This window comes from Paenibacillus sp. ACRRY, from assembly GCF_022346995.1.
Classification (GTDB): domain Bacteria; phylum Bacillota; class Bacilli; order Paenibacillales; family Paenibacillaceae; genus Paenibacillus.
On the sequence record NZ_JAKRNM010000016.1, the window covers coordinates 1 to 20,697 of the forward strand.

Annotated in this window: 20 protein-coding genes; 17 read left to right on the top strand and 3 right to left on the bottom strand. The window is 49.2% G+C overall.

Annotation, left to right across the window (positions count from 1 at the left end; translation table 11 throughout):
* From MH144_RS28110 to MH144_RS28125, 4 genes are all read left to right on the top strand, one after another.
* Nucleotides 1–900: hypothetical protein (locus MH144_RS28110; RefSeq protein ID WP_239305526.1), on the top strand; the 900-nt coding region annotated here is incomplete at its 5' end.
* A 25-nt stretch (nt 901–925) separates the two neighbouring features.
* Nucleotides 926–2,539 carry a glycoside hydrolase family 43 protein gene (locus MH144_RS28115; protein ID WP_239305527.1) on the top strand — a complete coding sequence of 538 codons (1,614 nt, stop codon included), beginning with the start codon at nt 926–928 and terminating at the stop codon, nt 2,537–2,539.
* Between the two features lie 28 nt (nt 2,540–2,567).
* On the top strand, nt 2,568–3,389 hold the full coding sequence (locus tag MH144_RS28120; protein WP_239305528.1) for a polysaccharide deacetylase family protein: 822 nt from the start codon (nt 2,568–2,570) through the stop codon (nt 3,387–3,389).
* An 11-nt stretch (nt 3,390–3,400) separates the two neighbouring features.
* Nucleotides 3,401–5,626: a glycoside hydrolase family 88/105 protein gene (locus tag MH144_RS28125; protein ID WP_239305529.1), complete on the top strand. Its 2,226-nt coding sequence runs from the start codon at nt 3,401–3,403 to the stop codon at nt 5,624–5,626.
* Nucleotides 5,627–5,774: 148 nt separating this feature from the next.
* On the opposite strand, the gene MH144_RS28130 is transcribed toward MH144_RS28125, so the two are convergent.
* The gene (locus MH144_RS28130) at nt 5,775–6,260 is read right to left on the bottom strand and encodes a hypothetical protein (RefSeq protein WP_239305530.1); all 486 of its coding nucleotides are present in this window, start codon (nt 6,258–6,260) and stop codon (nt 5,775–5,777) included.
* Between the two features lie 131 nt (nt 6,261–6,391).
* A complete protein-coding gene (locus tag MH144_RS28135; RefSeq protein ID WP_239305531.1) occupies nt 6,392–7,267 on the bottom strand; it encodes a DUF72 domain-containing protein in 876 nt (291 codons plus the stop codon).
* A 242-nt stretch (nt 7,268–7,509) separates the two neighbouring features.
* On the opposite strand from MH144_RS28135, the gene MH144_RS28140 reads away from it, so the two are divergent.
* The 5 genes from MH144_RS28140 to MH144_RS28160 all read left to right on the top strand — a co-directional run bounded on the left by MH144_RS28140 (nt 7,510) and on the right by MH144_RS28160 (nt 11,580).
* Nucleotides 7,510–8,253, top strand: a complete 744-nt coding sequence (locus MH144_RS28140; RefSeq protein WP_239305532.1) for a class I SAM-dependent methyltransferase — start codon at nt 7,510–7,512, stop codon at nt 8,251–8,253.
* Nucleotides 8,254–8,280: 27 nt separating this feature from the next.
* A complete protein-coding gene (locus MH144_RS28145) occupies nt 8,281–9,267 on the top strand; it encodes an MBL fold metallo-hydrolase (RefSeq protein WP_239305533.1) in 987 nt (328 codons plus the stop codon).
* A 208-nt stretch (nt 9,268–9,475) separates the two neighbouring features.
* A complete protein-coding gene (locus MH144_RS28150) occupies nt 9,476–9,811 on the top strand; it encodes a hypothetical protein (protein ID WP_239305534.1) in 336 nt (111 codons plus the stop codon).
* A complete protein-coding gene (locus MH144_RS28155; RefSeq protein WP_239305535.1) occupies nt 9,808–10,848 on the top strand; it encodes an FAD:protein FMN transferase in 1,041 nt (346 codons plus the stop codon). The genes MH144_RS28150 and MH144_RS28155 overlap by 4 nt, the downstream gene beginning before the upstream one ends.
* Before the next feature lie 78 nt (nt 10,849–10,926).
* The gene (locus MH144_RS28160; RefSeq protein ID WP_239305536.1) at nt 10,927–11,580 is read left to right on the top strand and encodes a ferric reductase-like transmembrane domain-containing protein; all 654 of its coding nucleotides are present in this window, start codon (nt 10,927–10,929) and stop codon (nt 11,578–11,580) included.
* A 108-nt stretch (nt 11,581–11,688) separates the two neighbouring features.
* Here MH144_RS28160 and MH144_RS28165 read toward each other — a convergent pair whose 3' ends face one another.
* Nucleotides 11,689–12,255, bottom strand: a complete 567-nt coding sequence (locus tag MH144_RS28165; protein WP_239305537.1) for a phosphatidylglycerophosphatase A family protein — start codon at nt 12,253–12,255, stop codon at nt 11,689–11,691.
* A gap of 195 nt (nt 12,256–12,450) precedes the next feature.
* Here MH144_RS28165 and MH144_RS28170 point away from each other — a divergent pair, with 195 nt between their 5' ends.
* The 8 genes from MH144_RS28170 (at nt 12,451) to MH144_RS28205 (ending at nt 20,661) form a co-directional block, all read left to right on the top strand.
* Nucleotides 12,451–13,506: a GerMN domain-containing protein gene (locus MH144_RS28170; RefSeq protein ID WP_239305538.1), complete on the top strand. Its 1,056-nt coding sequence runs from the start codon at nt 12,451–12,453 to the stop codon at nt 13,504–13,506.
* Between the two features lie 141 nt (nt 13,507–13,647).
* Nucleotides 13,648–14,406, top strand: a complete 759-nt coding sequence (rph, locus tag MH144_RS28175; RefSeq protein ID WP_095293274.1) for a ribonuclease PH — start codon at nt 13,648–13,650, stop codon at nt 14,404–14,406.
* A 1-nt stretch (nt 14,407) separates the two neighbouring features.
* On the top strand, nt 14,408–15,031 hold the full coding sequence (locus MH144_RS28180) for an XTP/dITP diphosphatase (RefSeq protein WP_239305540.1): 624 nt from the start codon (nt 14,408–14,410) through the stop codon (nt 15,029–15,031).
* A 398-nt stretch (nt 15,032–15,429) separates the two neighbouring features.
* Nucleotides 15,430–16,272 (top strand): STM4015 family protein, encoded by an 843-nt coding sequence (locus MH144_RS28185; protein WP_239305541.1) that lies wholly within the window; start codon nt 15,430–15,432, stop codon nt 16,270–16,272.
* 3 nt (nt 16,273–16,275) lie between these two features.
* Nucleotides 16,276–17,562: an STM4014 family protein gene (locus tag MH144_RS28190; protein ID WP_239305542.1), complete on the top strand. Its 1,287-nt coding sequence runs from the start codon at nt 16,276–16,278 to the stop codon at nt 17,560–17,562.
* Nucleotides 17,555–18,340, top strand: coding sequence for an STM4013/SEN3800 family hydrolase (locus tag MH144_RS28195; protein WP_239305543.1), 786 nt, complete (start codon nt 17,555–17,557; stop codon nt 18,338–18,340). Before MH144_RS28190 ends, MH144_RS28195 begins: the two co-directional genes overlap by 8 nt.
* Before the next feature lie 60 nt (nt 18,341–18,400).
* Entirely contained in the window at nt 18,401–19,795 is a 1,395-nt protein-coding gene (locus tag MH144_RS28200; protein ID WP_239305544.1) for an STM4012 family radical SAM protein, read from the top strand.
* Entirely contained in the window at nt 19,792–20,661 is an 870-nt protein-coding gene (locus tag MH144_RS28205; RefSeq protein ID WP_239305545.1) for an STM4011 family radical SAM protein, read from the top strand. Before MH144_RS28200 ends, MH144_RS28205 begins: the two co-directional genes overlap by 4 nt.
* Nucleotides 20,662–20,697: the final 36 nt, after the last annotated feature.

Here is a 20,697-nt window from a genome sequence, read left to right on the forward strand (position 1 = left end):
GACAGACTGGAGACCATTCAGCCCAATACCCTTCGGATTGGACAGTTCCGTCTTACGGCAACGAATGACAATGGTGTGATCTTGGAAAACAAGTATGCAGGCGTGAAGCCTTTTATCGATCAAGCGGCTGAATTGTCGGGACATCATCACTTGCCTGTTCAGTTTAATCAGGTATTTGGCACGCCGAAGAAAGCGACAATTGCCTATCCGATTCAATGCCGGTACACCACAGCTTTTGAACTGGGAACGGCTTTGCCCGAGTGCAGCATATTTATGGATCGAGCAGCCATTGCAGGGGAATGGATCATGAAGATCAACGGCAAAACAATTGGGCCTGATCAATTTGAGTCCGTTGAGATCACAGATTATACCAACATTAGCTGTGATATCAATGAGTGGCTGGGCACAGGCTTGAATGAAATAACGATTACGGTACAGATCACGAAGGATGAGGAAGGAATTCTCGATCCGTTGTATTTGCAGGGACGGTTTGGTGTGGAGTTTCACCACGAAGGTATGGTCTCTTTGGTCCGTGAGCCCGATACAGCTATTCGGATCACACCTGAGCCGCAGCCGCTGTACCCGAATTATGCAGGAGAGATGAGCTATAAACGCAGCTTCTGGCTGGATCAGCCTGATACGAATGCCGAATCCTTTGAACTCGAATTCAGTGAATGGCTTGTGCAGGATGTGGCGGAGGTTCTGGTCAACGGTCACAGCCTTGGCGTGCGATGCTGGTCTCCGTATCGCTGGAGTGGCGAAACGTCCTGGCTCCGTTCAGGAGACAACGAGATCGAAGTACGCATCACCAATACGTTGATTGGTCTGCTCGAAGGCACCTATTTTGATTCGGAAAGCCATAGTTTGCATGAGACTGGTATTGGATTAGTTGAAGAATAAATTTGGAAATGTGAAGGAGGAGCATATGAGTACAACCCAATCAGGACAGGAAAAAATGGCACCCGTCTGGGTCGCAGATCAGGGAGACGGGACGTATCGCAACCCTATATTGCATGCCGATTATTCTGACCCTGACGTCATTCGTGTCGGCGAAGATTTTTATATGACCGCTTCAAGTTTCTCGCACATACCTGGGCTGCCCATTTTGCATTCGAAGGATCTGGTGAACTGGAAACTGGTGCAGTACGCCATTCAGCGACTGGATCTGGAAGGGTATGATGTACCGCTTCATGGCAAGGGAGTATGGGCACCAAGCATCCGGTATCATGAAGGGAAGTACTGGATTTTCTTCAGCACGCCGGATGAAGGCATCTTCATGACAACGGCAGATCACCCCGAGGGCGAATGGTCGCCTCTTCATCTGGTCCATGAGGTGAAGGGTTGGATTGATCCTTGCCCGTTATGGGATGAAGATGGTCAAGCCTATTTGGTTCACGCCTTTGCTAAGAGCCGCACTGGCATAAAAAGCAAGATTAAGGTGTGCCGCATGGCTCCGGATGGAAGCAGACTCCTGGATGAAGGGCAGATTGTTTTTGACGGTACAGCTCATCATCCTACGATTGAGGGGCCGAAGTTTTATAAGCGGGACGGGTACTACTACATTTTTGCCCCCGCCGGGGGTGTGAAGCCTGGATGGCAAACCGTTCTGCGTTCCAAGCAGGTGTTTGGCCCTTATGAGGATCGGATCGTTATGCATCAGGGAGCTTCCAACGTTAATGGTCCTCATCAGGGGGGATACGTGGAACTGGAATCAGGAGAATCATGGTTCATTCATTTTCAGGATCGGGATGCATATGGCCGAATCGTTCATCTTCAGCCCATGCAGTGGAACGAAGACGGATGGCCTGTCATTGGCGTAGACCGTGAAGGAAATGGAACAGGTGAGCCTGTGGATGTATACACCAAACCGGATGTGGGTGCTACCTACCCGATTACGGTTCCTGATGTTTCAGATGATTTCCAAAATGATCGCTTAGGAGTCCAGTGGCAATGGCAGGCCAACTCCCGTCCCGAATGGGCAGAGGTTGTTCCTGACAAGGGACTTGTATTACACATGCATCCTTACCCTGAAGGCATACAATCCCTATTCGGCGTTCCGCAGCTGCTAATGCAGAAGCTTCCTGCCTCCGCCTTTGAAGCAACAACCAAGCTGACTTTCTTGTCGAAGCAGGAGGGTGACCGAGCGGGGCTCATTGTTTTTGGTGACGATTATGCTTGCCTGAGTCTGTCTCAGACGGACACTGGAGCCGTCAGATTGTCCCTGCTCCGCGGAGCCAAACAGCCAGACAACCATTTGCATGCGGATGAATCGGAAGAAACCGGACTGGATTGGAGCGAGCATGGTTCACCGGTAACCGGTTGGACCGTTCATCTCCGCTTTTCGCTGGAGGAACCTGCTCGCTGCCAGTTTAGCTGGAGTAAGGACGGAGAAGACTTCCAGCCTATTGGTGCACCGTTTACGGCGACAACCGCACTCTGGGTTGGTGCGAAGATGGGGGTATTTGCTCTAAACACGCTCTCTATGAATCGTGGAGGCCAAGGCGTTTTTCGATATTTTGAGGTGAACGAAACGGTGTGAAAACAGTGTGAGGAGGATGAGATACAAAATGGGGAATCGCATTCAGTTTGATCGATATCCTGGCGGTGTGATGAAGGCATTGACGCTTAGTTATGATGATGGTGTGGTCCACGACCGGAGGCTGGTGAATATTTTGAATCGCTTTGGACTGCGTGGCACTTTCAATCTGAACTCCGGTACGCTGGGGAAACCGGGTCGAATTGAGCCGGAGGAAGTCGCTGAACTATATGCCGGGCATGAAGTAGCTGTGCACACGGTTACTCATCCTACATTGCCTTATGTACCGGATGAGCTGTTGAACGAAGAAATCATGGAGGATCGCCGTGCACTGGAACAGCTTGTTGGTTACCCGGTAAGGGGAATGGCCTATCCAAATGGAGGATTTGATCGCGAATTAAGCACCAAACTGGAGTGGCTAGGCTTGGACTATGCCCGGACGGTTGAATCCCACGGCAGATATACGCTGCCTGAACGCCCGCTTGAATGGCATCCGACCTGTCATCATAAAAATGACCTGGCAGCGCATGCCGATCGTTTTATCCAGCATTCCAAAACGGGTACACCGCTCCTGCTCTATGTTTGGGGACACAGTTATGAATTCAATGATAATGATAATTGGGAGATCATTGAACAGTTTGGCGAGCAGATCGGGGGCAGGGACGATATATGGTACGCGACGAATGTTGAGATCATTGCCTATTGGAAAGCGGTCAAACGCCTCGAATGTTCAGCAGACCGATCCATCATCCATAATCCGTCGGCCATATCCGTCTGGTTTACGGCAGATCAGCAGGTCATTGAAGTGCGTGCAGGGGAGACATTGCGTTTAACCGAACGAATCAAGGTATAGGGAAGGGGCTGATGATCATTCGCTATTTTCATGCAAACGAGTCGATTGCAGGTAAGGTGCATCATTCAATTCCGGATATTCTGACGACGGTGGCCCAGCGTTATATCGGCGATCATCCCAAACATTCTTTTTTGTTCCGAGCCTATCATCGTGGAGGGTTCCGCAGACTGGGAGATTACCGTTACGATCTGAACCTGGACGACAAGTGGCCAGAAGCGAGTGCAGGGCAGTACGTATACGTATGGGGCAAGTTATGGAGCCAGCAGGAGACTATGCTGAACACAGGCCTGAACTGCTATAGTCCGGTAACGATTTATGTGAACGGGGTAGAGGCTTTCAAATCCGAGCTGCTGCAGGAGCTGTTTCCCGAGCGAAGAACCCAGATTCCAATTCCCGTAAAGGCTGGCTGGAATGACGTTTTGCTTTGTTTTGTCAAAACAGAGGTAGGATTCGGCGGCATTTATGGTACCGCTTCCTTCAAGAACTTCCCGCTTCATTTCCTCACTCCGGGAGTGAATCGGCAAGGTCAGGAAGGCTGGCTGTATTCCGAGCCTCTTGATGAACCCGTAACCTCAATCCCCCATGACGAAATGACGGAAGAAGAAACAGGGCTTTCCTGGTATCCACGAAGAGAATGGACAGAAGAAGAGCGGGAGGCTGGCTCTTTCGCGAGGATCTTTGGTACAGAACAACCAGCCGTGGCCTACGCGTGGACCAAGCTGGATGTAACATTGCCGGAATCATCTCCTGTGGTATTGCAAGGTCAGCATGAAGGTGCACTGCATTTGTACCTGGATGGTAAGCAAGTATATACCTCAGACAAAAGTGGACCTTATCGCGTGGAGCTGCCGCGCCGCTATGGATTATCCGATCTGGTGGCACGAGGGGAAACCAAGGCCGGGGAGGCCCGCTGGGGGTTCACACTGGAATCGCCCGGGGTCTCCGGTACGAATGGCTGGAGATTGAGCGCTCCGCATCCGGTTGCGGGCAGTTCAGATGTATGGCTGTATACCGGGAGTTTTGCTCCAGGTTCTGAGCCTCCACCCACGGAGATTGTCGTGACTGATACTGTTTTTGACGATGGATCGAAAGGTGTATACTGGCATGTGGATCAACCGGATACGAGCGTTCGCCCATATCTCGAAAATACACATTACGGAAAATGGAATTATCCTTTAGGGGTCACCTTGCTTGGACTTCTGCGTATCGGACAGGAGCTGAATCGTGACGATTACATCCAGTATGTTCGGGAACATATCGGCCTGAGTACTTCGTTCGACCGTTACGGTCTATGGGATCGGGAAACCTACGGTGCAGCGGGAATTAACAACCAGTTGTCAGCAATCGACAGTCTGGATGATTGTGGTTCGTTCGGATCAACGTTGCTGGCTGCAATGGAACTGGGTGACATTCGCGGAGGACGAGATACGGCAGACCGGATTGCCCGTTACATTACGGATGAGCAGGAACGTCTGGAGGATGGAGCCTTTTATCGTGTTCGCGGAAGCGGAGAGATGCGCCACGAAACGATGTGGTGTGATGATCTGTACATGAGCACGCCATTCCTGATGCGCTATGGTCAACTGACGGGCAATACGGCGTATTGGGATGATGCAGTTAACCAGTTTCTGTTATTCCGTCAATATCTCTATATTCCTGAGCAGCAGATCATGTCGCATGTGTATGATTTTGTGCGTGGACGGGCAACAGGCATCCCGTGGGGGCGTGGAAACGGTTGGGTTCTCTTCTCCCTGACGGAGCTATTGAGCATTCTGCCTCAGGACTATGCAAGGCGTTCGGAATTGCTGAGTTTCTACCGTGATCTGTGTCAGGGATATTTGGCGCTGCAAGGGGAAAATGGCCTATGGCATCAGGTGCTGAACCGTCCAGACTCCTATGAGGAAACCTCATGCACGTCGATGTTCATCTACGCTTATGCCCGTGGAATTCGCGAGGGCTGGCTTGAGACACCTGCGCCTTATCTGGAAGCTGTCCGCAAAGGATGGGCTGGCATAACCCATCTGTCCATTGATTACAAAGGCAATATATATGGTGTATGCCGTGGGTCGGGTTATTCCTTTACCGCGCTCTACTATCGGGATGATCTGGGCTGGATTCTGAACGATACTCATGGGATCGGCATTGTACTTCTGGCAGGGATTGAAGCGCATAAAATGAACTTGTGGTTGAGCCAAATGGACGTTACTGAAGAAGAGGATACGATGCAGAAGGCTTGAGGAGATCTATAAATCAACTAATTATAAGAGGACTATTTTACGGGGGATTTGACCTGAAGTAGTCCTCTTTTTGGGGTCTTAATTATATGGTTTTTATATTTTATTGAAAGAAGGGTAGCTTTGATTCTCAGCACATATGTATTCTGACTCATTTAGTATTAGTAATAAGTTTGTCAACAGAGGCACGAAATGTATCATAATCAAATGAGTTGGTTACTTCGTATCTTTGATAACCTTTCGTACTGCGAATAGAAATTTGTTTACTATTATCGACTCCAAAGTTGACGATTTCGCTATGAGCACTCTTATCATAGATGTAAATGTTATAGATATAAAATGAGCTTTTATCTTTAATTGGTGTACTTATTTTCTGAAGTTCAAGATTTGATAATTGATTTAATATGTCCTGAAAGTCATCCATATCCATTAGAAGTGTTTGAATTTCTTCATTGGTCTCAGGTGAACTAGGTACACGAACGATAGTTAGATACGCATTATCCACATTATGGACCTCGTCAAGAACAGCCTTTTGAAAGGTTGTATTCAAGGTAACCAAATAATAAAGCCCAAACGCAGCGACTGTAATGACGATTCCTATAATTCCACCCACTAGAGCTCGATTCTGTTCTCTCATTAGTCACTTCCTTAGTTCGAGGTTCCAAATACATCAATTTAATCAGTGAATGTCTGAAACTATAAATTCAAGCTTAAAGAACTCACCTCCAATCGTATATATCATTGTATATAATGTTCGTTTCCAGATTTTTAAAACAGCTCCAGCTGCTCAGGCCCATCCTCTTCCTCGTCAGCTGTGCGATCTGGAAATGGTCGGATCGGAATATCCAGCAGCTCCATCATCATTTGTGCATTGGCTGCTGCATCGCCACCGGAGTTGTTATTGAAAATCACATAGACATCCTTACTCTGCTCGTGCAGCTGTTCCAGATATGCTTTCCATTCCATCAACTCTTCCTTGTTGTACCGGTACAGGTAACGAGTCTCCCGCCAGTTGGGTGCACCGTTCTGGTGCCAGCCTGACACATTGCGTCCGTGCATCCGCACAAGGGTCATCTCCGAATCCGTCGCCTGCGGCACAATTGGAATGGAGCCTGAGCCCGCCTGTGGCTCATCACAGACACTGTGAATCCAGCCTTGTTCCCGTAGAAAAGCAAGAGTCCGCTCACGCATGCCATCCTCGTACCAACTGCGATGACGAAACTCGAGCGCACACGGAATGCCTTCCATTCGTAGCCTCACCTCACGCAGCTCGTTAACGTTATCACGATTGCAGTCAAACCACGGTGGATATTGGAACAGGGCAGCCCGCATTTTACCGGCTTCCATCACCGGCTCCAGTGACTCCCGAAAAGCCTTGTACATGTCTGAGGTACTGTTGAAATAGGGTTTGCCCCTTAGATGCCCAGTCATTCCCTGATACGCTTTGACGATAAACGAAAAGTCATCCGGTGTTTCAGCTGCCCAGCGTGCCATCCGGTCCCGTGGCTGAACAGCATAGAAGGAACTGTCGACCTCTACATTTGAAAAGTACTGTCCATATAAACGCAGCTTGTCCTTGGCTTTGGTACGATCGGGATACAGATCATCATGGTCTCCCCATCCTGTGAGTCCAATGTGAATCATAAATAACACCTCCTGCTGTTCTGTTTCTATAGCTTATATATAGTTAACCGGTTTGCGGGCACGTGACTATGTTTAACATTATATAGGGCGAACTCTGGCCGTTCAATGAACGGGAGACGCTGGAAATCTTTGAGTTTGAAGAATAAAGAAGATACAATTACAACAAGCTTAGGTATGATCAGCCCTATATCAAGTACGTTACAGAGAGAATAGGGCTATTGACCAAGTGGAGGGCGATACGAATGACGGAATGGTATGAAGATAGCTTTGGAGAAGACTACCTTCTCGTATACAAGCACAGGGATGTTCAGGGAGCATATGAAGAAGTACATAAAATGATCAATTGGTTAAATCTTGATCCGCAGGCGCGGGTTCTGGATCTATGCTGCGGTATGGGAAGGCATTCCTTGGCTCTGGCAGACGCAGGCTTCCGGGTAACCGGGATTGATCTGTCGGATGTGCTTCTGCGCGAAGCACGGCAGATGGACACCGAGAACCGGGTGAAGTGGGTTCATGCTGACATGCGTGATCTGCCACTCGAAGGTGGATTTGACGCAGTAGTCAACCTGTTTACATCGTTTGGTTACTTTCGTGAGGATGGTGAACAGCTCAAGGTGCTTAAGGTCATCCGTCACATGCTGAAGCCGGGCGGCAGCTACATTATTGATTTTATGAATACAGCTTACGTAACCCGTCATTTGGTTCCGCATTCCAAACGAGAGACGGAAGGGCATCATATTGAGGAGTTTCGCCAGATCAAAGACGGATTTGTGCAGAAGGAAATTCACATTACCGACTCCGGTTCCAGTCACAAACCCCGGATTCATGAGGAACGTGTCAAGCTATACACCCGTGAACAATTGAGTGAGCTGCTGCTGGAGGCGGGGCTTGTGGTAGATCAGGTCCATGGAGGTTATGATGAAGAGGAATATGATGAGCAGGATTCCCCGCGCATGATTTTTGTTGGTCATCGGCCTGTAGAGTAAGAACAGCAGGGAGGAGAAGAGAAGAACATGAAACGAACGGAAACGATCAGCATGCCGGAGGGCATGCATCGGCTCCAGATCACGATGTCTTTCCCGTTGCGATGGGTGAACAGTTATGTGCTCTATGAAGCCGATGGAAGGATAACCGTGGTTGATCCAGGCCCGCGCAACCAGGGAACAGAACAGGAATGGCAGGAAGCTCTAACCAATCTGGGATTGTCTTTTCAGGACATAAGCCAAATTGTATTGACCCACCATCATCCCGATCATCTTGGCTTGTCAGGGTGGATGCAGCAGAAGTCGGGCGCGCCTGTACGAATGTCTGCCAGGTCGCGTCAGGAGGCAGATTACATGTGGGGCCCGAGTGCAACCATTGATGCCGTACTGCCGGAATTTTATCACCAACATGGGATGCCGGATGAGAAGACCATACAGATCCGTGAACATATGAAGGGATTTATCTCTCAGATTACCCCCTTGCCAGAAGTGACGTTCATTGAAGATGGGGACTGGCTGGATATGGGCGGCAAAAGGTGGATAACCATCGAGACAGGTGGACATGCCCCAGGGCATCTATCCTTTTATGCACCAGAATCCAGAGAGATGTTGTGCGGGGATGCCGTACTGCCGCAGATTTCGCCCAATATCAGCTTGCAGCCGGGCAGTGATGCCCAGCCATTGTTATCTTATCTTCAGGGGCTGCATCGTCTAGGGAGTTTGGATGTCGAGAAGGCCTATCCTGGACATCGAAATCCATTCAGCCATTTTACGGAACGAACCTCTCATCTGCTAGCTCACCATGAGGAGCGGCTTCAGAAGATGGATGAACATATTACTCAGCGCCCGTCGAACGGGTACGACGTTTGTGTTTCCTTGTTTGGTGATCGATTGGGTACACATCAGCTGCGCTTTGCCATGAGTGAAACGCTCGCTCATCTTCAGGAGTTGATCCGGCGGGGGCATATTGTGCAGGAACAGCGAGTGGATGGATCATTTTTTTTCAAAAAAGCATAATGGAGTTCGTTCGAAAATAGGAAAAGCAATTATTCATAAGGCAAAGGCTCTGTAAGGGGAGAACATCTCCGGTTCAGGGCCTATTTTGTGTTTACGGATCTGAGGAAATGGAAAGCTTTAGCCTTTCTTAACGGTTCATTCATCTGCTTTTAATTTAGGGCCCATAAGATAAGAGCATGAACTTCGCCAGAGAAAGTAGGGAAGAGCGATGAACAGAAAGAAACGAAATCAATGGAGAAAATGGCAAGCCTCAGCGGTTGCAACTTTAACGGTGGCTGCACTCTTTCAATATGTAAGATCCTCTGATGCCTTTGATGTTGCATACGCAGCAGCAAATGGAATAGATACCGATAGTTTACCTGCAAGTCAGTCGAATACCCAAGATGATGTAATGGATGAATGGACAGGCAGCTTTGTCCAGAATCAGGAAGAGGAACATGGAGACCGGAGCAGATCCTATAGCCGGGATTCCAGTCAGTCTGATCGGGTATCTGACTCAGGAACCGGCAGTGGCAGTTACCAGTCACGCACAGGTGCATCATGAGTCGCGCTGCGGAGACCAAGCGTCCGTTTAAGTTCAGATTTCGTACAATGAATACGGATGTGGAGGTTCAGCTGGTAACCGCCGGACGTGAAGAAGCTGAGCATGCAGCAGCGCTTGTAAAGAACTGGTTTGAAACGCAAGAGCAGCGCTTCAGTCGGTTTATATCCAATAGTGAATTGAATCATCTGAATCGATCGGTGGGATGGATGCCGGTTTCCGCTGCCATGGATGAGGTATTGAGTTTGGCATACGGATATATAGGCCAGACGGAAGGGATTTTTCAACCGGGCATTTCAAAAGCCCTTCGGCAACAGGGATATGATGTCAGCTTCGAACAGATCGGGCAGGATGAGCGCAGCATAACGCAGTCCCTGCAGCATACCTCAACCTTGGTTGCCGCATTAATTCCGGAAGAGGAGCGCGATTATACCTGTCCAGGATGGATGCACAGAGAGGGCAGCCGAATGGTACATCTGGATCCCGGGATTGAACTGGACCTGGGCGGTATTGTGAAAGGCTGGGCAACGGAACGCATTGCGGAATGGCTGCAGCGCACGCTTTACATTCCTGCAGGCATGATTAATGCGGGAGGAGATATTCAGATGTGGGGTACGCCTGAGTCTTCTGCATGGACTGTATATATTAAGGACCCTTTGCTGGATAAACGCAATCTGACAGGAAGCATTCAGTTAGACTCTGGTGCGGTTGCGACTTCGGGAATCGCACGAAGACAGTGGCAGCAGGCGGATGGAAGTCTGTCCCATCATTTGATTGACCCGCGGACAATGAAGCCGGCTGATACAGATGTGGTGCAATGCACCGCTCTAGGCCAGCATGTCTCGCAATGCGAGATTATCGCGAAGACCGTCTGTATCCTCGGAAGTGCTGAAGCGATGGGCTGGCTGAACAGGCATTATGACCGGCATGATGTTTTATGGATGACCCGGGAAGGTGAATTCTGGTTTAGAGGGGATATGGACGCACTCGAAGAGCGGTGGCCAGGCTTTGAACCGGATCACTGCTTCAGCCTTATTTAAAGATAAGTATCCTGCATTCATTTATATTGACGCAAAGTGATGAAATGAGAAGTCCTATCAGATATGGGGGAGCCGGTTATGGCACAATGGATTGTTGATTATGTACCGACGTGGAATATCATTCGTATTAGCGGAATAGCCGCTTATCTGCTGCTCTTTGCTGGTGTCTTTCTGGGAATCGCCCAAGGGATGCCTGCCGCCAAAGGAAAACCCAAAGCAGCCATGTACCAGTGGCATACCCGGACAACCTGGCTTGCCTTTGGACTTGGTATCCTGCATGCACTAACCCTGTATATCGACCATTACAGTCCGTTTACATGGAGTGAACTGCTTATTCCGTTTAGTGCCTCAGTACATCCGGTTGGCAGCGGGCTTGGGACGTTATCCTTTTACGCCTTGCTGATCGTGCTGCTCTCCAGTGATCTGCGTAATAAACTGGGCCGCAAATGGTGGTTTATATTCCACATGCTGTCCTATCCTGCATTTATCGGTTTGTTGGTACATGGCATGATTACAGGTTCCGATTCAGGGAATGTACTGATGCGTTTAATGTACGTCTTTACCGGCTTGTCCATCCTTGGCATTACGGTGCTGCGGGGGCTTCTGCGTGAACGCAAAGGACCGCAAATCACGATTGGACCCAATCGTTCACAGTCACAGCCAGCCATGGAACGCAAATGGGGCGAAGCATACGGACTCGTTGGAGCGAGGAGACAGGAACGGTTAAAATAGGCGTAACAATACCTGATGTATATACGAAAAAGAAGCGGCCCAGGGGCCGCTTTTTTCCATGAGTTCATCCTTGATAGACATGTCTCATTACCTTATAACAAATGTGGATTAAACGACGTCATCACTGACTGGTTTCTGACCTAACGTTTCTTCCAGCTCCGACTGTTTGCGGTGTGCGATTCGGCTGCTTGCTGCCGAGGCTATGGCCCCGACAATATCATCCAGAAACGTATGTACAGGTCCCAGGCTTTTATCGTTCAGCCGTTCAAGTACACCAGGCTTAAGCTTGTCTACATAACCGTAATTCGTAAATCCGATGCTGCCATATACATTGACGATGGAGAATGCAAGAATCTCATCCACGCCGTATAGCCCTTCATCATTTTCAATCATCTCCTGCAGAGGCGAAATGAGCTGCCCCTGTTCTGCCAGCAAATCCAGCTGAATGCCTGTCAGAACGGCGTTCTGCACTTCCCGCTTGCGAAGAACCTTCTCCACGTTATCGATACATTCTTCCATCGTAAGATCCGGATAGTACTTTTTCTGCAATAACATGACCAGTTCTGCGATCTCAGGGATCGTGACGCCCCGCTTGTGCATCCATTCCCTTGTAGCGTCTGCGACTTTGCGGCTGTTCAGGCTGTAAGGGATTTTTTCTTGTTCTGGATGTTCCATGGGCGATTCCTCCTCTGAAGTTAGCAATGTCCCTACTCTTGATTCCTAATACGTATTAACCCGTTTTGTGTTTCTTTCTTTCAATATCGTTTTAGCTTGGTGTATCAGGGCTTGTTTAAAAAGTAGTTATTTTTTGAGCAAAGGCTCGTATACATGGTAGTACAAACTGTAAAAATGATGAGGGGGAACGTGATCATGAGTAAGATCCGATATATGCGTACGGCATCAGCAGCAGCGCTGCTGAGCATTCCGTTGGTGTTGTCCGGCTGTGGTATGTTTAATGCACAGTCATCCGAGGCTATCGATCCACCGCCACCCATCCAGGAGGCAGCCATGATTCAAGCAGCCGAAGGCAATGGGACACTCGCAACCCTTCCGCTCACAACAGTCTATTTGCAGGATCAGCAGGGATTGCTTGCACCGGTATCACTGACGCTGCCTGCTGGATCGGACGTTAGTAGTCCGAAGACTGCCCTGGATACACTAGTAACAGGTGGTGCTTATGCAGGTATGCTGCCTGAAGGATTCCAAGGCGTTCTTCCACAAGGCACGGTGGTGCAGAATGTGACCGTTCATCCGGACGACAAGCTTGCAGTCGTAGAGTTCTCAGGTAACTTTGCCAAATACGACGCCAAGGATGAACGCAAAATGCTGGAAGCCGTAACGTGGACGTTGACAGGTACACCGGATGTGGAGAACGTGCAGATCTGGGTGGACGGCAAAAAGCTGACTCAAATGCCGGTAAACAGTACGCCGCTTCCTGAACCGCTGAATCGGGCGGTAGGTATCAATCTTGATTTGGGAGACACGTTCACCACCAACAGCAGTCCAGTTACCGTGTATTTCTCAGCTGCTTCGCCTGCGGGCATTCAATATTATGTTCCGGTTACGCGCCTGGTCACACCAGGTACAGATCGGGTGCAAGCCGCGCTGAATGAGCTGATTAAAGGGCCAGCCAAGGATGGTGAGCTGGAAGAGGTCATGACAGGCGGTACCGAATTGCAATCCGTCAAAACGGCGGAGGATGGAACCGTTACAGTCGCACTCAAAGATGATATGTTCGTAGAAGGAGATGCCGTGCCAAGCGAGCTGCTGCAATCGGTGGTATTGACAACGACGGAAAATACAGCGAGCAAGGATGCCAAAGTTCAAATCGAGTGGAACGGCCAAAAAACAGTCATGGGTGACGATAACCGGGATTATAGTGCGCCAGTCTCCAAGCCCGAGTATATCAATGAAATTCCGATCTAGGATTTGGACAAAATCTGGGATAGTTAACAGAGTCTTTGGCGGATAGATGCTTTTAACAGAACTCTTTGGTAAAATAAAAAGGATTAGTAAAGTGTGACTCAGTTCAACAATTACAGGATGCTTAAGTCGTAGGAGGCAGAAATGATGAGATCTAACGGACGAACCAGCGAACAGCTGCGGCCGATGAATTTAACAATTAACACAAATAAATACGCCGAAGGTTCTGTACTGATTGAAGTCGGGGATACCAAGGTTATTTGTACCGCAACGGTGGAGGAACGCGTTCCTCCTTTCATGAAAGGTCAAGGCAAGGGATGGGTTACCGCAGAATATTCCATGCTTCCCCGTGCAACACATACTCGGAATCAGCGTGAAGCGAACCGCGGGAAGTTGACTGGACGTACGATGGAAATTCAGCGTCTGATCGGCCGTGCACTTCGCTCTGTTGTGAACCTGCAGGCGCTTGGCGAGCGGACCATTACCCTGGACTGTGACGTCATTCAAGCGGACGGAGGGACTCGTACAACGTCCATTACCGGCTCGTTTGTTGCGCTGGCACTGGCTGTGAACAAAATTGCCCAGCAGCACCGCCTGCAAACCTTCCCCATCACGGATTTCATTGCAGCTGTAAGTGTAGGTGTAGTCGGAGAACAGCCTGTTCTGGATCTGAACTATGATGAAGATTCCAAGGCAAAAGTAGACATGAACCTGGTTATGACAGGTGGCGGAAAATATGTAGAGCTGCAAGGAACAGGTGAAGAAGCCCCATTTGACCGTCGTGAGCTGAATGCCATGTTGGAACTGGGTGAGCAGGGAATCCTGGAGATGATTGAGCGACAAAAGGAAGTGCTTGGACCGATTGCGCTCAAGATCGGCGCTAGTGGATTAGGGGAAGCCTAAGATGCGTCTGGACAGCCCAATCATCATTGTTGCAACCCGGAATCAGGGTAAAGTAAGAGAGTTTGCCCATGCATTTGCACCACTTGGCAAAGAGGTCAAAAGCATGTTCGACTACCCCGAGCTTCCGGATGTCGTGGAGGACGGGGTAACCTTTGCCGAGAACGCCTGGAAGAAAGCAAAGGCGGTAGGAGATGCACTTGGTCTTCCTGTCCTGGCCGATGATTCCGGACTTTGTGTGGATCTGCTGGATGGGGAGCCGGGTGTGTATTCGGCAAGATATGCTGGCGAAGGAGCAACGGATGCCCTGAATAATGCCAAGCTGCTTGCAGCGCTGGAAGCCATCAAATCCGGTGAGGATACGCAGCAGCCGCTGCTCAGTCCGGCACGCTTTGTATGTGCTCTGGTTCTGTATGACCCGGCAACAGGGGACAAGTTTGAAGCGGAGGGTACAGCCGAAGGCTGGATTACGAGCGATGCAGCGGGTAATGGCGGCTTCGGGTATGATCCTCTGTTCTACGTACCAGAATACGAGATGACGATGGCTGAGCTTACGCTGGAACAAAAGCAGGCTATTAGTCATCGTGGTCATGCACTGCGAGCGCTTGTATCCCGGCTTGAAGGCTGAATCCTGGTTAACAGGAGCCTTATGAATCAGGTATAGCACTATATAAAAAGATGAAGGCGTTAATGGAAGGAAGTATCATTCCTGCGGATTGTGGAATGGTCTCCGGCTATTAACGCTTTTTTTCATATCACTAGGAAGTGTACAAAATCGAAATGTATAGAACCAAGGTAACCATTGGTGATCTTTATTTATATCGATCCATATACCTAACAGGAATCTATCTTTCGAAACCAATCGGTGAAGAACGTATGTTCCCTTTCCTAATTAATGAAGTATAGTCATTTCGCGTTTGAGAATCCTCCTGGGACTGGAGTTGGAAGAAGTTGCAAGCCCCGTGCAGGATGGGGTAACATTCAAATTAACGAATCAAGAATGAACTCAATCGGAGGGGTTAACAGATGCAGGAAGTGAAGCTTACGGTATCTTATGATGACTATGAGAACGGTATCCGTATGGAGAATTTGATCAAGGAATTGGCTGCCAAACCCGATGCGGGTTCATTGGAAAGTCTGGTCATTGGAGACTGGGGACAAGCTTACGAGAGTTCGCCGGACGAATTCATGAATGTTCTTATTGAATTGGCGCCAAGTTTTCCGTCATTAAAAAAGCTGTTCATTGGAGATATGGGCTTTGAAGAGTGTGAGGTCTCCTGGATTATTCAGACAGATCTGACCCCGCTTTTGAAGGCTTTTCCAGAACTGAAGTCCTTTACGGTAAAAGGCAGTAGTGGATTGAGCCTTGAACCCTTGCAGCATGCCAAGCTTGAAGAGTTGGTCATTATCTGTGGTGGACTTCCGCAGGAGGTCCTCTCTTCCATTACAAATGCTCAATTGCCTGAGCTACGCAAGCTCGAATTGTACTTGGGTGTAGATGATTATGGCTTCGACGGTTCACTTGAAGATGTGCTTCCGCTGCTGGAACAGGGACGATTCCCCAAGCTTGTGTACCTTGGCCTGAAAGACAGTGATATTCAGGATGATATCGCCAAAGCCGTGGCACTGGCTCCCATTGTAGATCAACTGGAAGTGCTGGACTTGTCCCAAGGCACATTGTCGGATGAAGGGGCTGAGGCTCTGCTTGCCAGCGACAAGATTAAGAAGTTGAAGCATCTCGATCTCAGCTATCACTACATGACAGACGAAATGCTCATTCGCTGGAAACGTTCGGGCTTATCCGTTGATGTCAGCGATCAGCAGCAGAGTGATGAAGATGACTGGCGTTATCCGTCATTAACGGAATAAGGGATGTCAGGCGTTAAGACAAACCAAACAGCAGATCACAGACTACAATCCCATAGCAGTGAGTGGAACAAAGAACGGCCATTTTGGTTGATCGGAAACCCGGATAATCGCAGAACCACAGGTTTGCAGCAGGCAAGGCTGCGATGTGGCTTGAGTCCTGCTGAAGTGCTTCCCTATGCCGACTTGCTCAAGACCTGGAGACAGGGGGGATCCCTGGCCGACCTGGTCAATCCAAGTTTAAAACGCAAGGTTACAGCGGAAGTGGCACCCCTGATTCGAATTGATGCACCGGGGGAGCAATGGGATGTGGAGCGTGAATTGTTATCTCTTGGGGCGAAGGACGGCAATCCCAACACTGAGTCATTAAGCAGAGAGTCGTTTACAGCAGAGGAGGCGCTTGAGCTGCGGCAGGATTGGGGGCGCATCTATGCACCTGCCCAGTGGTTTAATGGCTGGAAAGGTTGTCTGAAGCGAATTGGAAGGGAAGCGGGTGAAGGTTGGCCTTCTGCCAGATTCCTGAACGATCCAGAAGATATTGCTACCATGTTTGACAAAAGGAAGTGCCAACAGCATTTATCTGGTCACGGAGTTTATGTTCCTCCCGTTCTCCAATCTGCGGAGCGAATTCTGAGTTATTCGGATCTACGCGCAGCCATGCAGGCTTCAGGCATGTACCGGGTATTTGTTAAGCTTGCCTATGGCTCAGCTGCATCAGGGGTTGTTGCTTATCAGATCAACCCGCGAACGGGTGCAGAGATAGCTGTTACCACTGTGGGGATGACAGTGGTTAAGGGTAGGCCGATTTTCTACAACGAAGGTCGCATGCAGAGGTACACCGCCAGAGAGGAGATTGAGATTCTGCTGGACTGGTTATGTGCTGAAGGGGCTCAGGTCGAGCGCTGGATGGCCAAGGCTTCATATGGCTCGCGTGTATTTGATATTCGTCAGCTTGTAGCTGGCGGTCATGCAGGTCATGCGATTGTGAGGCTGAGCCAGACGCCTATAACGAATTTGCATTTACGCAACGAGCGGATGCTGCCAGAGGAAGCCGGAGTGGACGACTACAGGCTGGATCTGGTCCACACCGCTGCTCAAACAGCGATGGCAGCATTTCCGAATTCATGGTCTGCAGGCATTGATGTCATGCTCACCGTCGGGGCGAATCCGCGTGCTTATGTTCTGGATGTGAATCCGTTCGGTGATCTGTTGTACCATGTACAGCACAATGGACTTGGAACATACGAATGGGAGATGGATATTTTGCGAAAGAACCCTTACGAACATGCCTGATATGAACACCATTGTTGGCTCCCATGATCTGTTAATGATTACCCTGGATACGTTAAGGTATGACGTAGCGAAGCAGGAGGAAGCGAATTGTCCCAATCTGTGCGGATCGGGTCCCTGGGAGAAACGCCATACCCCAGGAAGTTTTACATATGCAGCGCACCATGCCTTTTTTGGTGGTTTCATGCCTACGCCCGCCAATACGGACAAGGCCTCACATGTCCGGCTGTTTCATTCCCGTAATACCGGATTGAAGACTCATCCGCATACGTGGCTGTTTGATACACCGGATATCGTATCTGGTTTGGCGGTGGAAGGATACCGTACAATTTGTATAGGTGGAGTCATATTTTTCACGAAAAAAAATCCGCTGGCCAAAGTGCTGCCTGGTTACTTTCAGCAGAGTTATTGGCGAATGAACTTCGGAGTTACCAACCCTCGATCGACAGAGCATCAGGTTCAGCATGCATTGAAGCTGCTTGAACAGATACCACAGGATGAGAAAGTATTTCTATTTTTGAATGTGTCGGCAATTCATGGTCCCAATCGCTATTTTGTGGAAGGGGCAAGGGAGGACTCTGTTCAGACTCAAAGGGCTGCCCTTCGGTATGTGGATGATGCTCTGGGACCGTTGTTTGATGCCATGCGGGAGCGTTCGCGGCCAACATTCTGCCTTGCGTTTTCGGATCATGGAACGGCTTATGGCGAAGAGGGGTATCAGGGGCACAGACTGGCGCATGAAGTCGTCTGGAATGTGCCTTATCGTGAATTTGTTTTATAGACTGAATGGCATCGATTTTATTTATTGTGAATGAAAACAACCGGAGACAGGAGGAAACCGATGGATAATCCGTCTGAGTTTACAACAACAGGTCATTCCGCAGCGTCCGGATCCAATACGACTACAGGTCTTAGGGAAGTGCTGACTTTACCTTATCGCTCTTATCTATACTCTTATCCGCATAAGACGGCATATCGAGAATTGAACCCGCCGCTGCCCTTGGGACCCTTGTGGGAACGTGAGAATACCGACACGTATTTTTTATATATGCATATTCCGTTTTGCGCTGCCCGCTGCGGATTCTGCAATCTGTTCACTTTGCCTGACCGGCGTGACGATACACATGAACGTTATGTGGATGCACTGGAACGCCAGGCGAAGCAGTGGGCCCCCATGACCTCACGCAGACCGTATTCCAGGTTTGCCATTGGTGGCGGGACGCCAACATTGCTGAATGAGGTTCAATTAAACCGTTTGTTTGACATAGCGGAAAATGTGATGGGACTTGATCCCGCACATGCTTCCATTTCAATCGAAACCTCACCTGACACCGTGACTGAAGCGAAGCTTGCGTTACTGAAAGAGCGTAGCGTGGACCGCGTCAGCATGGGGATCCAGAGCTTTATTGAAGCGGAGGCTGCAGCGATATATCGACCGCAGAAACCACAGGAAGTAGAGCGCGCACTGGAGAAGCTTACGAAATACGATTTTCCTTTGCTGAACCTGGATTTGATCTATGGTCTGCCCGGCCAAACGGTGGAGTCATGGCTGTATTCGCTTGAACGTGTCCTGTCTTATGAGCCTGGAGAGATATTCATTTATCCGCTATATACGCGCGAGAATACAATAGTGAAGCCGGAAGATATTCAACGCCAAGGTCCGGATATTCGGATGGAACTATACACTGCCGCAAGAGAAACGTTAAAAAGCCGGGGATATGTTCAGTATTCCATGCGCAGGTTTGCAAAAGAGTCATCTTCACATGTAACTAAAGAACTGCTGCCTTATAGCTGCCAGGAGGAAGGCATGGTTGGCCTTGGATGTGGCGCTCGTTCCTATACCAGTGAAGTACATTATGCATCAAAATACGGAGTGAGCTATAAGGCTACCCAGAGCATCATCGCCGATTATGTGGCTACCGAGCGATATGATGTTGCTAATTATGGCATTGTGCTGAGCAGGGAAGAGCAGAAACGCAGATTTATTTTAAAAGCACTGCTGCATCGGGAAGGTCTGACTTTGGATGATTATCTCCAGCGGTTCGGAAGTGAAGTTATGACGGATTACGCCTGGCTCTCAGAACTGCTGACAGAGGGAATGGCTGTGATTGAGCAGGAGAATGAACATCAGGTGCTGCGTTTAACTAAAGAAGGTTTGGGTTATTCCGATGCTATTGGAGATTGGTTAATATCTGCCGAGATTCGCGAGCAAATGGAAGGGTTTGTGTTCTCATGAGAGCAACCTTGTATTATCGTGGGAAGCTGTCCTCCTGCAATTATGATTGTCCCTATTGTCCGTTTAGCAAAACCGTGGATTCCAAGGAGACGCTGGAAACAGACGAACAACAATTACGTCAGTTCGTGGATTGGGTGAAGGCTCAGGAAGAGGTGGGACACGAATTGTCCATTTTCTTCAATCCATATGGCGAGGCACTGGTACGGCGCTGGTACAGGGAAGCCATGGTTGAACTGTCACATATGCGCCATGTCCATAAGATTGCTGTGCAGACCAACCTTTCCGTTAAGTTGGATTGGGCCCGTGAACTGAATTTCGGGACAGCTGCTTTCTGGGCAACCTATCATCCTCGTGAAACCAAGGAATCTTCTTTTATTAACCAATGCCTTACTTTGCGTGAAATGGGTCTTGAATTCAGCGTGGGCACGGTGGGACTCCGCAGTGCATTTCCTGCCATTCAGTCCATGAGAGAGGCGCTGCCGGACGATATCTACATGTGGATCAATGCCTTTAAGGATAAGCCTAATTATTACGAGCCGGAAGAGGTTGCCTATTTGCGGTCGATCGATCCGCTGTTTGAGGGGAACTTACAGGATTATGAGAGTTATGGCAAAGGCTGTGCGGCCGGCTCGGACGTGTTTTATGTGCAGGGTTCGGGGCATGTAAAAAGATGTTACAAGGATCGCCGGATCATTGGCCATTTGTACCGTGACGGTTTGGAAAAGCTGTCCGCGGATCGGCCCTGCAGGATGAAAAAGTGCGGCTGTTATATTGGATACGTTCATATGACGGACTCTCCATTCAGGGAGATTTATGGCCGTGGCTTGCTTGAACGAAACCCGGAGTCCGCTGTGATGACTCGATGATTTCCTTATGTAAGATGGAGATTATGATTGCTTATG

Excerpts from the sequence above, each read along its gene's own strand:
- MH144_RS28160 (WP_239305536.1), top strand. The coding sequence starts at position 10,927 with ATGGCACAATGGATTGTTGATTATGTACCGACGTGGAATATCATTCGT.
- MH144_RS28155 (WP_239305535.1), top strand. The coding sequence starts at position 9,808 with ATGAGTCGCGCTGCGGAGACCAAGCGTCCGTTTAAGTTCAGATTTCGT.
- rph (WP_095293274.1), top strand. The coding sequence starts at position 13,648 with ATGATGAGATCTAACGGACGAACCAGCGAACAGCTGCGGCCGATGAAT.
- MH144_RS28165 (WP_239305537.1), bottom strand. The coding sequence starts at position 12,255 with ATGGAACATCCAGAACAAGAAAAAATCCCTTACAGCCTGAACAGCCGC.
- MH144_RS28205 (WP_239305545.1), top strand. The coding sequence starts at position 19,792 with ATGAGAGCAACCTTGTATTATCGTGGGAAGCTGTCCTCCTGCAATTAT.
- MH144_RS28130 (WP_239305530.1), bottom strand. The coding sequence starts at position 6,260 with ATGAGAGAACAGAATCGAGCTCTAGTGGGTGGAATTATAGGAATCGTC.
- MH144_RS28135 (WP_239305531.1), bottom strand. The coding sequence starts at position 7,267 with ATGATTCACATTGGACTCACAGGATGGGGAGACCATGATGATCTGTAT.
- MH144_RS28185 (WP_239305541.1), top strand. The coding sequence starts at position 15,430 with ATGCAGGAAGTGAAGCTTACGGTATCTTATGATGACTATGAGAACGGT.
- MH144_RS28120 (WP_239305528.1), top strand. The coding sequence starts at position 2,568 with ATGGGGAATCGCATTCAGTTTGATCGATATCCTGGCGGTGTGATGAAG.
- MH144_RS28180 (WP_239305540.1), top strand. The coding sequence starts at position 14,408 with ATGCGTCTGGACAGCCCAATCATCATTGTTGCAACCCGGAATCAGGGT.
- MH144_RS28170 (WP_239305538.1), top strand. The coding sequence starts at position 12,451 with ATGAGTAAGATCCGATATATGCGTACGGCATCAGCAGCAGCGCTGCTG.
- MH144_RS28195 (WP_239305543.1), top strand. The coding sequence starts at position 17,555 with ATGCCTGATATGAACACCATTGTTGGCTCCCATGATCTGTTAATGATT.
- MH144_RS28200 (WP_239305544.1), top strand. The coding sequence starts at position 18,401 with ATGGATAATCCGTCTGAGTTTACAACAACAGGTCATTCCGCAGCGTCC.
- MH144_RS28115 (WP_239305527.1), top strand. The coding sequence starts at position 926 with ATGAGTACAACCCAATCAGGACAGGAAAAAATGGCACCCGTCTGGGTC.
- MH144_RS28150 (WP_239305534.1), top strand. The coding sequence starts at position 9,476 with ATGAACAGAAAGAAACGAAATCAATGGAGAAAATGGCAAGCCTCAGCG.
- MH144_RS28125 (WP_239305529.1), top strand. The coding sequence starts at position 3,401 with ATGATCATTCGCTATTTTCATGCAAACGAGTCGATTGCAGGTAAGGTG.
- MH144_RS28145 (WP_239305533.1), top strand. The coding sequence starts at position 8,281 with ATGAAACGAACGGAAACGATCAGCATGCCGGAGGGCATGCATCGGCTC.
- MH144_RS28140 (WP_239305532.1), top strand. The coding sequence starts at position 7,510 with ATGACGGAATGGTATGAAGATAGCTTTGGAGAAGACTACCTTCTCGTA.
- MH144_RS28190 (WP_239305542.1), top strand. The coding sequence starts at position 16,276 with ATGTCAGGCGTTAAGACAAACCAAACAGCAGATCACAGACTACAATCC.